This window comes from Actinomadura barringtoniae (assembly GCF_017573505.1).
Taxonomy (GTDB): Bacteria; Actinomycetota; Actinomycetes; order Streptosporangiales; family Streptosporangiaceae; genus Spirillospora; species Spirillospora barringtoniae.
Map to the genome: position 1 here is coordinate 104,363 of NZ_JAGEOJ010000026.1, position 13,083 is coordinate 117,445.

The window sequence follows — 13,083 nt, forward strand, 5'->3', positions numbered from 1 at the left end:
CGACAGGGCGAAAGCGGCGAATCCAGGCGGCGGGGGCCGAGAGAGGGAGTGACATGATCAGTCCGCTGCACATCCAGACGGTGCGCGAGGTCGTACGGACTGGATCGTTCGCCGACGCGGCACGCAACCTCGGCTATACGGCGTCGGCCGTCTCCCAGCAGATCGCCGCGTTGGAACGCACCAGCGGCGTGCTGCTCTTCGAGCGCCGGGCCCGCAGCGTACGGCCGACGAACGCCGCGTTCCTCCTGGTCAAGAAGGGCAACGACGTCCTGTCGGCGCTGGACGACCTGGAACGCGAGATGCGCGCGACGGCATGCGGGCAGAAGGGCCTGGTCCAGCTCGGCAGCTTCCCGACCGCGAGCGCGCGGATCCTGCCGCACGCGCTGGCCGAACTGTCCCGCACCCGCCCCGGCACCAAGATCACGCTGTCGGAGGGCGAGCCGGACGAGCTGCTCCCCGAACTCCTCGACGGCGACCTGGACCTGCAGCTGGTCTACCGGTACGACCTGTTCCCGCGCACCTGGCCGGACCAGATCGTCGAGACCACCCTGATGGACGAGAACCTGGTCCTCTGCGTCCCCGCGGCCCATCCCCTGGCCCGTTCGCGCACGGTGCCGCTGCGTGAGCTGGACGCGGAGACCTGGATCGCCAGCCGTCCCGAGACCTCGGGCGCGCAGGCGCTGCTGCGGCTGTGCAAGACGGCCGGCTTCACGCCCGACATCGCGTTCCGCAGCAACGACTACGCGGTGGTGTGCGGGCTGGTGGCGCGCGGCCTAGGCATCGCGCTCGTGCCCGCGCTCGGCTGCGTGCCCGACCCGGGCCTGCGGATGCTGCGTCTCAGCCGCCGTTCGCCGCAGCGGCACGTGACCGTCCTGTGCCGCTCCACCAACACCAACCCGCTGGTCAAGGCGGTGATGCACGAACTGACCTCGGCCGCCCGCCACCTGGAGACCGAACTCACCCCCAAGTCCGCCTAACCGCGCCGATCTTGCTCTCAGCGCCCTTTGGGGCGGCCGAACAGGGCGCTCAGAGCAAGATCGGCGCGGTTGGGGGGGACTGGGGGAGGCGGCCCTTGAGGTGCATCGCCGCTCGGACGCGGTGCTGGGCGAGGGCGACGGCCGCCTCGTGCGTGGTCGTACGGCGGCGGGCGGCCTCGGCGAGGATGGTCGTGGTGTTGTCGCGGAGCTTGGCCGAGACGGTCGCGAAGACGGCGTCGGGTTCGGGCCGGAACGGCGAGTAGCGCGCGTCCATCGCGAACCCGGCCGCGACCACGCCGCCCGCGTTCGCCACGAAGTCGGGCACCACCGTGACGCCTCGTTCGGCCAGCACGCGCTGCGCACCGGGACCGGTGGGCAGGTTGGCGCCCTCCACGACGACGCGGGCCTGAATGCGGGTGGCCACGTCCTCGTCGATCACGTCCTGCAGCGCGGCCGGGATGACGATGTCGGCGGGTACGAGCAGCTCGGCGCCCGGCTCCAGCAGGCTCCCGCCGCCGTACTCGGCGATCAGGTCGTCGCCCGCCTCGGCACGGAGCTTGAGCAGCCGCGCCACGTCCAGGCCGTCCGGGTCGTACAGCCCGCCCCGTACGGTCGAGATCGCGACCACCGACGCCCCCAGCTCGACCAGCCGCCGGGCGGCCGCGTGCCCGACCGCGCCGAAGCCCTGCACGACGACCCGCGCGCCGGACATCGGCAGCCCGGCCTCCTGGGCGGCCGCGTCGGTCACCTCGGCGACGCCGAACCCGGTCACGCCCAGCTCGTCGTACGGCATGCCGCCGAGCGCGTGCGGCGTGCCGACCGCCGCGCCCCGGTCGCCCAGCTCGTCCTGAACGATCGCCGCGTCGCGTTCGGTGAGGCCCATGTCCAGGCCCACCACGTACTCCGCCGGGATCTCCTTGGCGAGCGCCCGCACGAACGCCCGCAGGATCGCCTCCTTGTCGGGCGAGGCGGGGTCGGCGACGATGCCCGCCTTCGCGCCGCCATAGAACAGGTCCACGCCCGCCCACTTGTAGGTCATGACGCGGGCGAGCCTGGCGACCTCGTGCACGGTGACGGTCGGGCTCATCCGCATGCCGCCCTTGCCCATGCCGCGCGCGGTGTTGTCGATGACGAGGACGCCCTTCATCCCGGTGCGGGAGTCGGAGACGCAGACGACCCGTTCGGGCCCCCACTCGTCCATCAGCGAGAAGACGTCAGACAAGGTTGATCTCCGGGCGGAGCCGGTCGCCTTCGAGGCGCCGGGCGTCGAGCGGGGACACGTCCACGAAGGGCTCGCGGCCGAGGTAGAGATCGCGGACGACCTCGCCGACCGCCGGTCCCATGAGGAAGCCGTGGCCGGAGAAGCCGGTCGCGTACAGGAACCGGGAGACGCCCGGCGCCTCGCCGATGAGGGCGTTGTGGTCGGGCGACACCTCGTACAGCCCGGCCCAGCCGGTGGTGAGGCCGACGTCCAGCAGGCTCGGCGCGCGTACGGCCATCGCCTCGCCGAGCCCGGCCATCCACGCGTCGTCGCGGTCGAGGCGGAACCCGGGTTGCTCGTCGGGGTCGGACATCCCGATCATCAGCCCCTGGCCCTCGCCGTGGAAGTAGAACGACGTCTCGAAGTCGATCGTCATCGGGACCGGGCGCGCCAGGTCGCGCAGGCCCGGCATCGGCTCAGTGAAGACGATCTGCCGTCGCAACGGGCTGACGGGCAGGTGCACCCCGGCCATCTCGCCGACCGCCGTGGACCAGGCCCCGGCCGTGCAGATGACCGTGCTCGTCTCGATGCGGCCCTGCGACGTCCGCACTGCGGCGATGTCGCCGCCGGAGGTCGTCTCGACGTCGAGCAGCTCGCAGTGCGTGAGGATGCGGGCGCCGTGGCGGCGCGCGGCGGTCGCGTAGCCGAGCACGACCGACTCGGGCGTGCAGTGCCCGTCGTCCGGGGAGAACGCCGCCGCCAGGATCCCGTCTGTCTCGATGAGCGGCGAGAGCTCCCTGGCCTCCGCCGGGGTGATCATGCGGCTCGGCACGCCCAGCTCGTTCTGCAGCGCGACGCTCCGCTCGAACGCCTCGACGTCCTCGGGCCTGGACAGCAGGAAGAGGTAGCCGACGCGGTGCAGGTCGATCTCCTGGCCGGGGCGCTGCGCGAAGCCGTTGAACGCCTCCAGGCTGCGCGCGCCGAGCCGGATGTTGACCTCGTCGGAGAACTGCGCCCGCACGCCGCCCGCGGCCTTGCACGTCGAGCCGGAGCCGAGATCGTCCCGTTCGACCAGGACCACGTCGCGCACGCCCGCCTCGGCGAGGTGGAACGCGATGCTCGTGCCCATCACCCCGCCGCCGACGATCACCACCTCGGCCTGCATCAGCTCTCGTCCTCCGGCAACAGGAAGCCCAGATCGGCGTCGATCTCCAGCACGTCCATCTGCGCCTTCTGCAGCCGTCCGGAGTAGTCCCAGTTCATCGACTGCCAGCGGGTGAACTGGTCGAGCACCCAGATGCCCGACTGGCGGCTGCCGTTGCCCGAACGGCCGTTGCCGCCGAACGGGAGGTGCGCCTCGGCGCCCGAGGTGGAGTTGTTGACGCTGACCATGCCCGCCTTGATGCCGCGCCGGAACGCGAAGGCCTTCTTCGGGTCGGTCGTGTAGATCGCCGAGGAGAGGCCGTAGCCGGGCGCGTTGGCGAGCGCGATCGCCTCGTCCAGGGTGCGGTACGTGGCGACGCCGATGATCGGGCCGAACGTCTCGTTCCGGAACAGCCGGTCGTCGGGCCCGACGCCGTCCACGATCACCGGGTGGTAGAACAGCCCGGCGTCGGGGTCGCCGGTGAAGCCCTCCCGGGGCTCCTTGCCGGTGATCCGCCCGACCGCCGTGGAGCCATAGGTCGTGTGGCGTTCCGGGTCGATCCAGCCCAGATAGGTCTCGAAGCCGTCCGCGAACCGTTCGTTGATCATCGGGCCGAAGAGCACGTCCTGCGCCGGGTCGCCGACCGTGGCCGCGCGCGTCACCGCGTCCAGCAGCCGCACGAACTCGTCGTGAACGTACTCGTGCACGATCGCCGTACCGAGCGAGGTGCAGCGCTGGCCCGCCGTGCCGAAGCCGGAGAAGAGCGCGCCCTCGACGGCCAGGTCGAGCTCGGCGTCCTCGGTGACCACCATCGGGTTCTTGCCGCCGAGCTCCAGGCACGGCGTCTGCAGGTGACGGCCGCACAGTTCGCCGATCCAGGTGCCGACCTCGGTCGACCCGGTGAAGCCGACCTTGTCGACCAGCCCGTCTCCGAGCGCCTGTTCCAGGCCGCGGAACGTCTCCTCACCGTCGGCGAAGACCAGGTTGAGCACGCCCTCCGGTACGCCCGCGTGCACGAACAGCTCGAAGAACGCGTTGGCGCACGAAGCCGCGTACTCGGCGGGCTTCCACACCACCGTGTTGCCGCACAGCAGCGCCGGGACGATGTACCAGGACGGCACCGCGACCGGGAAGTTGCCCGCCGTGATCACCGACACGACGCCGACCGGGTCGCGGAAGGTGAACAGCTGCTTGTCGGGCATCTCCGACGGCACGGTCTGCCCGTACAGCCGCCGTCCCTCGCCGAGGAAGAACGCGCAGGTGTCGGCGATCTCCTGGACCTCGCCGAGCGACTCGGCGTACGGCTTGCCGACCTCTCGCGTGACGATCCGCGCCAGCCGTTCCTTGTTGGCCTCGACCAGCCGTCCCGCGCCCGCGATGACCTGGCCGCGGATCGGCGGCGGAACGTCGCGCCAGGCCTCCTGGGCATCCCTCGCGGCCCGGCAGGCGTCCACGAACAGCCCGGCGTCGCCGAGCGCGACGTCGGCGACCCGTTCATCGGTACGGGAGGGGTCGGTGGAGGCGTACGTGCGCGCGGCCGGCCCCACGCGGGACCCGGCGATGATGGAGGACAGCGTCGTCGACATGCCCCAACTCTGCGACCCGGCGCCCGGAAACGCCAAGATCAGGGAGAGCACGGTCTACTTACCGCGAGATTAAGCAGCGCTGTCTGAGCACTGTCCGAGCTCTATCTGAGGTCCGCGAGCAGCCCGTCGAGCGCCTTCCCGAGCTCGTGGGCGTTGGCCTCGTTGAACCAGGTCGTACGGATGCGCTCGTTGTTGCCCTTGGGCGTCTCGTGGTCGGACGCGAGCTGCTGCAGAGAACGGGACTCATCGCCCAGCGCACGGCCCACGTTCTGGAAGAGCCCCCGCACGTAATGCTCCGCGTCGCCCGCCGGAACGCCGTTGCGTGCGGCCCACTCCGTGAGGGTGACGAGATAGGAGAGATGGGCCGTCAGCGTTCCCGTCAGCGCGGAGAAGACGTCGAAGGTCTCCTCGTCCGTGACCGGAAGCGCTCCACCCAACTGGCCGAACAAGGCGTCCACGACCGGATGGGCCGGGCACGTCACCGTCACGGCCCTCCGCTCGCGCACGGCGGGCAGCGGGATGGCGCGCACCAGCGGGAAGCCGCCGGTGAGCGACTGCCGTAGATCGTCGTTGCGAACGCCCGCCATCACGTTCACCACGATCTTGTCGTCGCCCACCCGCAGGCCGCCCAGCGCCTCCTGCCGGTCCCCGCGCCGCACGGCGATGATCACCAGTTCGGAACGGTCCACGACGTCCTGGTTGTCGGCGCACACCTGCACGCTCTCGAAGCGTTCCGCCAGCTCCGCGCCCGTACGGGCACCCCGAGGAGACAGGAAGACCTCAGGCGGGTCACCGACCCCGTTACACAGGCCCTCAACGAGAGCCCGGCCGATCTCCCCCACCCCGATGACGCCGATCCGCATCACTAGCGACCTCCAGCCTGCGCGTTCAACCAGTTCACGACCATCATGGGGGACTCCGATCATCCTTCGCCCGGACATGGCTCAGGGCCGTCAGATCGCTTGATCTGACGGCCCTGTTCGGCCGTTTCATGTGCCGGCCGCGGGTCAGAGGCTGCGGGCGGTGATGTCACCGCTGGTGGTCGTGGCGTGGATGTCGAGGTCGGCGTCACCGTCGTTCTTCAGCGCGTTGCTGACCCGGCCGTGGCTGGTGCCGGCGTCCAGCGAGGCGGAGACGCCGGCCGCGGCGCCGACCGTGATGTCGCCGAGCTGGGTCTTCAGGACGACCTTGCCCGCCTTCGCCTCGGCGATCCGGATGTCGCCGCGCTGGGTGGTGATCTCCGCCGGGCCGTTCAGCCGGCCGACCTCGACGTCGCCGTCGCTGGCGGTCAGCCGCAGGCTCGCCGCCTCGTCGATCTTGATCTGGTGGTACGCGCCGTCGAAGACGACGTCGCCGAGGCGGCCGACGACCCGGAACTCGGCGGCGGAGGTCTTGGCCTCGACCTTGGAGCCGACGGGCACCTTCACCGTCACCTCGACCGCGCCGGTCGGGCCGAAGTACTGGTTCTTCACTGCGGACTCGATCCGCAGGACGCCGTCGGCGAACTCGACCGTGGTCTGCTCGGCGGCCTTCACGTCGCGGCCCTTGGAGGGCTTGGCGGGCAGGACCTCGACCGAGGCGTCGGCCCGCTCGGCGGCGATGACCTGGACGCGGCCGGCCGGGATGGTGACGACGGTGGTGATCGGGGCGGTGGTGGCGAAGGTCTGCATCGTGGGCTCCTGCGGCTCGTTCTTTCTGACACCGCAAACGCTACGTTGCCTTTCTGATTCACGCAACATACTCGTTGCACAGTATCCACATTTATGCAGCTCAGGGCTCTAAATTTGTTGCAATGGAACGTGATTCAACGCAACAAGATGCACCGCTTCTTTGCAATGGAATGACGGTGAACGCTATAGTCGGCCCGCGACGCACGCCAGGTCACCAGGGAGGTCCCGATGCCGGGAGGCAGGCTCACCCAGCAGGAACGCCAGCAGATCTCGCTGGGGCTGGCCGACGGGCTCGCCTACGCGGAGATCGCCCGGCGCCTCGACCGTCCGACCTCGACGGTCACCCGCGAGGTGATGCGCAACGGCGGCCCCACCGGCTACCGCGCCGACCTGGCCCAGCGCGCGACCCAGCGCCGCGCGCACCGCCGCAAGCAGTCCTCGCCCCGCGGAGTGGAGGCGGCCCCGCAGCCGCACGGCCGCGACGCCGAGGCCGTACGCGAGTACAGCGAGCGGCTCACGACCGTCTTCATGACCTCGGGCCTGCCCAAGATGATGGCCCGCGTGCTCGGCTGCCTCTACACCACCGACGCCGGCAGCCTCACCGCGTCCGAGCTCGCCCAGCGCCTCCAGGTCAGCCCCGCGTCGGTGTCCAAGGCGATCACGTTCCTGGAGGGCCTGGACCTGGTCCGCCGCGAACGCGCCGAGGGCCGCCGCGACCGCTACGTCGTGGACGACGACCTCTGGTACCAGGCGATGGTCCGCAGCGCCGAGGCCAACGACGAGTTCATCAAGGCCGCGCTCGAAGGCAACGCGGTCCTCGGCACCGGCACCCCGGCCGCCGCCCGCCTGGAGAACGCCGCCCGCTTCCTCGACTTCGTCGGCGAGCAGATGAAGCGCGCCACCGAGCAGGCCCGCGAGGTCCTCTACACCCGGCCCCCCTCGGACGACGACGCGTAGACCCCGCGTTGTCCACCGGTCGGTGGACAACGGGTTCAACCGGTCGAGGCTGTCGGCGGTGAGGTGCCCGCGACCAGCATTGACGGCATGACAGAAGTTGCTGAGCGGGCGAGCGGGAACCCGGTGACCGGGCCGGACGAGGTGCTGCGGCTGGAGGCCGTACGCCGCGTGTACGGCGGGTCCAAGCGCGGCGTCGTCGCGCTGGACGGGGTGAGTCTCGGGTTGGAGCGCGGGTCGTTCACCGCGGTGATGGGGCCGTCCGGATCCGGCAAGAGCACGCTGCTGCACTGCGCGGCAGGGCTGGAGCGCCCGACGTCGGGAACGGTGCGGCTGGACGGCGAGGACCTGGGCTCGCTGAGCGAACGGGCGCTGACCCGGTTGCGGCGCGACCGGATCGGGTTCGTGTTCCAGGCGTTCAACCTGCTGCCCGCGCTGACCGTGGTCGACAACGTGACGCTGCCGTTGCGGCTGGCCGGTCGCAAGCCGGAACGGGGCGCCGTCGAGGACGTTCTGGAGCGCGTGGGGCTGGCCGACCGGCGCGGGCACCGTCCGGCGGAGCTGTCGGGCGGTCAGCAGCAGCGGGTGGCGATCGCCCGCGCGCTGGTCACGCGGCCGGCGGTGATCTTCGGGGACGAGCCGACCGGCGCGCTGGACACCGGCAACGCCCGGGACGTGCTGGGACTGCTGCGCGAAGTCGTGGCGGAGGCCGGGCGGACGGTGGTGATGGTGACCCACGACCCGGTGGCCGCCGCGTACGCCGACCGGGTGGTGTTCCTGTCCGACGGCCGGATCGCCGGGTCGCTGAACCGCCCCACGCCCGAACGGGTCGCCGCGTGGATGACCCGCCTGCGGAACGAACCGGTGCCGTCCGCGAACGGAACGGCCGCCAACACCGAGACCATGCGGGAGCTGTGGTGATCAGGATCGCGTTGCGCACGCTGCGCTTCCACAAGGGCGGTTTCATCGCCTCGTTCGTCGGGATGTTCCTCGGCGCGGTGATCGTGATCGGCTGCGGCGGGCTGCTGGAGTCGGGGATCCACCGGGCCGCGCCGCCGCAGCGGCTGGGCGCCGCGCCGGTCGTGGTGACCGGCGACCAGCGCTACCACGGCACGGCGGGCGACGAGGTGTTCGCCGAGCGGGTCCCGCTGGACGCGGCGCTGGCGGGTCAGCTGGCGTCGGTGCCCGGCGTGTCCGGCGTCGCGACGGACGTGTCGTTCCCCGTCACGACGGCGCGTGGTGGCCGGCGGCTCACCGGGCACGGCTGGTCGTCCGCACGGCTCGCCCCGTTCAAGCTCGCACAGGGGTCGGCGCCCACCGCCAGCGGGCAGGTCGTCGTGTCCGACCGCCTTGGGGTCCGTCCAGGCGACACGATCGAGCTCCTGATGCGCGGCGGTCTCAAGCGCTTCCAGGTGTCCGGCCTGATCAGCGGCGCCGGCGACACCGCCTTCCTGTCCGACGCGGACGCGGCGCAGGTCGCCGGTCACCCCGGCAAGGTCGACTCCATCGGGCTGTTCACAGCGCCGGACGCCGATGTCGCGAAGGTGAAGCGCGACGTCGCCAAGGCGGTCGACGGCCGGCAGGTCTCGGTGCTGACGGGCGACGAACGAGGCCGGGCCGAGAACCCCGGCGTCATGTCCGAGGGCGAGGACCTGATCCCGCTGGCCGCGGCGTTCGGCGGGCTGTCGGCGATGGTGACGGTGTTCGTGGTGGCCGCGACCCTGGGCCTGTCGATCCGGCGGCGGCTGCGCGAGACGGCGCTGCTGCGGGCGATCGGCGCCACCCCCGGGCAGGTCCGCCGCCTGATCGTGGGCGAGGCGATGCTGCTGGCGATGGTCGCCACCGGGCTGGCCTGCCTGCCCGGCCCGCAGGTCGGCCGGTGGCTGCTGGCCGCGTTCGCCGAGGCCGGGGTGGTGCCGGACACGCTGGCCTACCGGGCCGGGAACGTCCCGATCATCGCCGGGGTCTGCACCGCGCTGCTCACCACGCTCGGCGCCGCGTTCGTCGCGGCCCACGGCGCGGCGCGCACCCGGCCCGTCGAGGCGCTGGCCCAGGCGTCGGTGGACACGCGCCGGTTCAGCAAGATCCGCCTGGTCCTCGGGCTCGGCTTCGTCGCAGGCGGCGTCGCGCTGGCCGTCGGTACGGCCGGGTCGGACGGCCCCGACGCGGCCGGGGTAGCGACCCCCGCCGCGATGGTGTGGACGGCCGGGTTCGCGCTGCTCGGCCCGTTCCTGTCCAGGGCCGTCACGGCGGCGCTGCACCGGCCGCTCCGCGCAATCACCGGTTACGCCGGCCACCTCGCCACCGAGAACGCCCGGGCCCGTACCGCCCGGCTGACCGGTGCGGTGCTGCCCGTCATGCTCGCCGCCGGGCTCGCGCTCGCCCTGACCTACATGCAGACCACGCAGAGCAAGGGCTCCCAGGACGTGTTCGAGGACGGCCTGCGCGCCGACCTGGCCGTCACCTCCCAGACCGGCGGCCTGCCTCTGGAAATGGTCGACCAGATCGCCCACCGGCCCGGCGTCGCGTCCGCCTCGGCGCAGGTCACCAGCACCGGCTTCATCGAGCCCGCCGCGCTGGCCGGGCCGCTCGTCCACAAGGGTTCCGGCGGGGAGAACGACCCGCGCCCGCCCACGATGTCGCTCCTGGGCGTCACCGCGTCCGCGGTCACGAACACCACCTCGTTCCGCGCCACCAGCGGCAGCCTCGCCGCCCTCAATGGAGCCACCGTCGCGCTGCCGGAACGCTACGCCGCCCCCTACAAGATCGGTGACACCGTCCCCATGAGGCTCGGCGACGGCAGCCGCGCGGCCCTCACGCTGGTCGCCACGGTCCACACCCGCCCCGGCTACGAGACCGCGCTCCTCCCCGCGCAGACCCTGCTCCCCCACACCGACAGCGCCCTGGTCCCGCAGATCATGGTGAACGCCGCTCCCGGCACCAACCCCACCCAACTGGCCCACGCACTCGCCGCCCCCGGCCTCCAGGTGGTCGACCGCGCGACGCTGCGCACCGGGCAGGACGACACCCAGGCGTGGATGTCCTGGTTGGTGCTGGGCGTGGTCGTCGGCTACGCCGCGATCGCCCTGGTCAACACCCAGATCGTCGCGACGGGCGAACGCCGCCGCGAGTTCGGCCTCCTGCGCCTGGCCGGGGCCGCACGCCGCCAGATCGTGCAGATGATGGCGGTCGAGGCCCTCCTGGTCACCGCGGCCGGCATCGCGGCGGCGTTCCTGGTCGCCGCAGCGACGCTGATCCCGCTCAGCCTGAGCGTCCTGGGCACGCCCGTCCCGTACGGCTCGCCCTGGATCCTCGCCACCGTGGTCACCGGGGCCCTGGCCCTGACTCTCGCCGCGACGCTCCTCCCGACCCTCGCCCTCCTGCGCCGCCACCCGGCCGACGCAGTAGCCCCCTAGCCGCTCAAGCCCCCGCGCCCGTACGGTCGCCCCGTACGGGCGCAGCGGCGTCCCAGCCATGTGGCAAGATCCCGCCATGGAGATCGTCGACGCGGGCCGCTTCGAGCCCGCCCCGGACGGAGCACCGCAATACCTGGAGCAACTCCGCGTGCCCGCACTCAGCGTGGGGACGTACTCCATCCCCGCAGGCACGATTGACGACCAGTCACCGCACTCCGAAGACGAGATCTACGTCGTCGTGAGCGGCCGCGGCTCGTTCACCTCCGGCGGCCGTACGGTCGACGTCGGCCCCGGCATCACGCTGTTCGTCCCGGCCCACGAAGAGCACCGCTTCCACGACGTGACCGAGGACATGACCGTGCTGGTCTTCTTCGCCCCCGCCTACACAGGTAGTGGCCCCTCGCAGGCAGCGCACACGTAGTAGTCGTCCTTCACGATGTTGCGTTGCCCGCACTGCGAGCAATGACGGAAGACGATGGGCTGAGTGAACGCACCCGGGCCTTCTATCCCCGCCCGATCGAGCGCCGCCGCGACCGCAGGCCACGAGGTCACGTCGGGGCAGTACCCGGTCGACTGGTTGCTGACCTCGCTGACCTCGCTGACCGTCAGTCCGTCCTCGAAAGTGATCTCGCCCGCGCTCAAAACGGGCTCGCCACCGGCACAGGCCACATGCTCGCTCCGCTGCGGAGCCAGACGCAGCATGCCGCTCAAGTCAATGACGAACGTGAAGGGCTCGGTCCGTTCCTCCTCAGCCTGCCCCGCCAGCCAGTCGGCGAGGTCATCGCGCGAGGCGATCGCCTGCCCGCGCTGGCCGGTCACCACCTGCTCAAGAATCTCCACAGGCCCGACGTAGCTGTACTGCACGGGGCCGAGCGTGCCACGCGCGGTGTGCGGCTGTCGCTCGAATATGCGCGTGCTTTGGGGGAACGGGTCTTGCCACACTCTGGATCATGACGCTGGCTCGGATCACGCTCGGCTCGGGCAGGGATGTCGAGCTGACTCACTTGGAGATCTCCTCGACCTATGGCGGGCTGCTGGAGGGGTACCCGTGTGCGGCGATCAACGATCGGAAGCTGGCCGCTCTGGTCAGACGTGCGGACGGTTTCCCGCCCGTGCACCTGATCGAGCCCGAGCGCACCTATCCCGAGGCCGGGTCTGGGCGCTTGCCGTTCGGCCCGGTCGAGGTGTTGCCCGCGGTCCATTGTCGCGGCGCCTTTCGGGCGAGACCCGTCGACGATGCGCTGGACGCGGTCCTCTACCGGTCCGAGCTGACGGTGGTCTGGTTTCAAAAAGACCTGGGCGGGCCGGTCGCCGACTTCGTGACGGTCGCCCTGGCCGATCTCGCCTGGGACGACCTCGCGGAGGACTTCGAGCTTTAGCTGGAGAGCCGCGCCTCTATGCCGTCGAGGAGGTAGTCGAGGCCGGTGTGGAAGGTCTCGTCGGGGGTCAGGTGGGGGCCGTCGTGGATGAGGGTGGACAGGGAGGGGAAGCGGCCGGTGGCGAGCATGCGCCTGAGGTAGGGGCCGTAGGCGGCCTGGAACTGCTTCATGTCGGTTCCGGTGGAACGCTCGGCGCGGCGTTCAGTGATCTCGCGGCGGACGGCGCCGATGACGTACGCGTTGACGGCGGCCATCACGGGGACGATGATGTCCACGCTCATGCCGCTGAGGCCTGCGACGACGGCCTCGCCGGAGGTGAGGGTGTTCGGGCCCAGCTGGGGGCGGCCTCCGATGAGGTCGGCGAACCATTCGTGCTGGTGGGCGGCCTGGCGGATGCCTTCGGCCAGGGAACGGAGCGTCTCTCGCCAGGTCTCGCCTGAGGGGCGGATCTCGGCGTAGACGGCGTCGAGCATGAGCTCGAGCAGCTCTTCTTTGGTGTCGATGTAGCCGTACAGGCGCATGGGTCCGACGTTCAGTTCGGCGGCGACCTTGCGCAGGGATACGGCTGACAGGCCGTCCTCGTCGGCCAGATTGATCGCCGCCTGGACGATGCGTTCCCTGCTCAGAGGGGTCGGCACCGGGCGATCCGGTGGCTCTGGCCTTTCCCACACCAACATGGCGTTGACGATACATCGGCTCGCGGTGATACGGTGTTTTTGATCGATACAGTGTATTGAGTCGATACGGTGAATTGAG

At 71.1% G+C, this 13,083-nt stretch carries 13 protein-coding genes; 6 read left to right on the plus strand and 7 right to left on the minus strand.

Features of this window, described 5'->3' with window-relative positions; all coding sequences use genetic code 11:
- Positions 1 to 53 precede the first annotated feature (53 nt).
- Positions 54 to 977, plus strand: coding sequence for a LysR family transcriptional regulator (locus tag J4573_RS45655; protein WP_208262650.1), 924 nt, complete (start codon positions 54 to 56; stop codon positions 975 to 977).
- 49 nt (positions 978 to 1,026) lie between these two features.
- Here the strand turns inward: J4573_RS45655 and J4573_RS45660 are convergent, their stop codons facing one another.
- From J4573_RS45660 to J4573_RS45680, 5 genes are all read right to left on the minus strand, one after another.
- Complete coding sequence (locus tag J4573_RS45660) at positions 1,027 to 2,199, minus strand: Glu/Leu/Phe/Val family dehydrogenase (protein WP_208262651.1); 1,173 nt, start codon at positions 2,197 to 2,199, stop codon at positions 1,027 to 1,029.
- The gene (locus J4573_RS45665; RefSeq protein WP_208262652.1) at positions 2,192 to 3,343 is read right to left on the minus strand and encodes an NAD(P)/FAD-dependent oxidoreductase; all 1,152 of its coding nucleotides are present in this window, start codon (positions 3,341 to 3,343) and stop codon (positions 2,192 to 2,194) included. Before J4573_RS45665 ends, J4573_RS45660 begins: the two co-directional genes overlap by 8 nt.
- Positions 3,343 to 4,908, minus strand: coding sequence for an aldehyde dehydrogenase family protein (locus J4573_RS45670; protein ID WP_208262653.1), 1,566 nt, complete (start codon positions 4,906 to 4,908; stop codon positions 3,343 to 3,345). Before J4573_RS45670 ends, J4573_RS45665 begins: the two co-directional genes overlap by 1 nt.
- 101 nt (positions 4,909 to 5,009) lie before the next feature.
- On the minus strand, positions 5,010 to 5,771 hold the full coding sequence (locus tag J4573_RS45675; RefSeq protein ID WP_243774652.1) for an NAD(P)-binding domain-containing protein: 762 nt from the start codon (positions 5,769 to 5,771) through the stop codon (positions 5,010 to 5,012).
- A 144-nt stretch (positions 5,772 to 5,915) separates the two neighbouring features.
- Positions 5,916 to 6,578, minus strand: coding sequence for a DUF4097 family beta strand repeat-containing protein (locus tag J4573_RS45680; RefSeq protein WP_208262655.1), 663 nt, complete (start codon positions 6,576 to 6,578; stop codon positions 5,916 to 5,918).
- Positions 6,579 to 6,806: 228 nt separating this feature from the next.
- Between J4573_RS45680 and J4573_RS45685 the strand changes: the two genes are divergently transcribed.
- From J4573_RS45685 to J4573_RS45700, 4 genes are all read left to right on the plus strand, one after another.
- Positions 6,807 to 7,535, plus strand: a complete 729-nt coding sequence (locus J4573_RS45685) for a GbsR/MarR family transcriptional regulator (RefSeq protein WP_208262656.1) — start codon at positions 6,807 to 6,809, stop codon at positions 7,533 to 7,535.
- Positions 7,536 to 7,622: 87 nt separating this feature from the next.
- Positions 7,623 to 8,453 carry an ABC transporter ATP-binding protein gene (locus J4573_RS45690; protein ID WP_208262657.1) on the plus strand — a complete coding sequence of 277 codons (831 nt, stop codon included), beginning with the start codon at positions 7,623 to 7,625 and terminating at the stop codon, positions 8,451 to 8,453.
- The gene (locus J4573_RS56470; protein WP_208262658.1) at positions 8,450 to 10,948 is read left to right on the plus strand and encodes an ABC transporter permease; all 2,499 of its coding nucleotides are present in this window, start codon (positions 8,450 to 8,452) and stop codon (positions 10,946 to 10,948) included. Before J4573_RS45690 ends, J4573_RS56470 begins: the two co-directional genes overlap by 4 nt.
- A 76-nt stretch (positions 10,949 to 11,024) precedes the next feature.
- Positions 11,025 to 11,369 (plus strand): cupin domain-containing protein, encoded by a 345-nt coding sequence (locus J4573_RS45700; protein WP_208262659.1) that lies wholly within the window; start codon positions 11,025 to 11,027, stop codon positions 11,367 to 11,369.
- Here J4573_RS45700 and J4573_RS45705 read toward each other — a convergent pair.
- Positions 11,330 to 11,812, minus strand: coding sequence for a hypothetical protein (locus tag J4573_RS45705; RefSeq protein ID WP_307797447.1), 483 nt, complete (start codon positions 11,810 to 11,812; stop codon positions 11,330 to 11,332). The genes J4573_RS45700 and J4573_RS45705 overlap by 40 nt on opposite strands.
- An 86-nt stretch (positions 11,813 to 11,898) precedes the next feature.
- On the opposite strand from J4573_RS45705, the gene J4573_RS45710 reads away from it, so the two are divergent.
- Positions 11,899 to 12,327 carry a hypothetical protein gene (locus tag J4573_RS45710; RefSeq protein WP_208262660.1) on the plus strand — a complete coding sequence of 143 codons (429 nt, stop codon included), beginning with the start codon at positions 11,899 to 11,901 and terminating at the stop codon, positions 12,325 to 12,327.
- On the opposite strand, the gene J4573_RS45715 is transcribed toward J4573_RS45710, so the two are convergent.
- A complete protein-coding gene (locus tag J4573_RS45715) occupies positions 12,324 to 12,965 on the minus strand; it encodes a TetR/AcrR family transcriptional regulator (RefSeq protein WP_307797449.1) in 642 nt (213 codons plus the stop codon). The two genes, J4573_RS45710 and J4573_RS45715, sit on opposite strands and share 4 nt — an antisense overlap.
- Between the last annotated feature and the right edge of the window lie 118 nt (positions 12,966 to 13,083).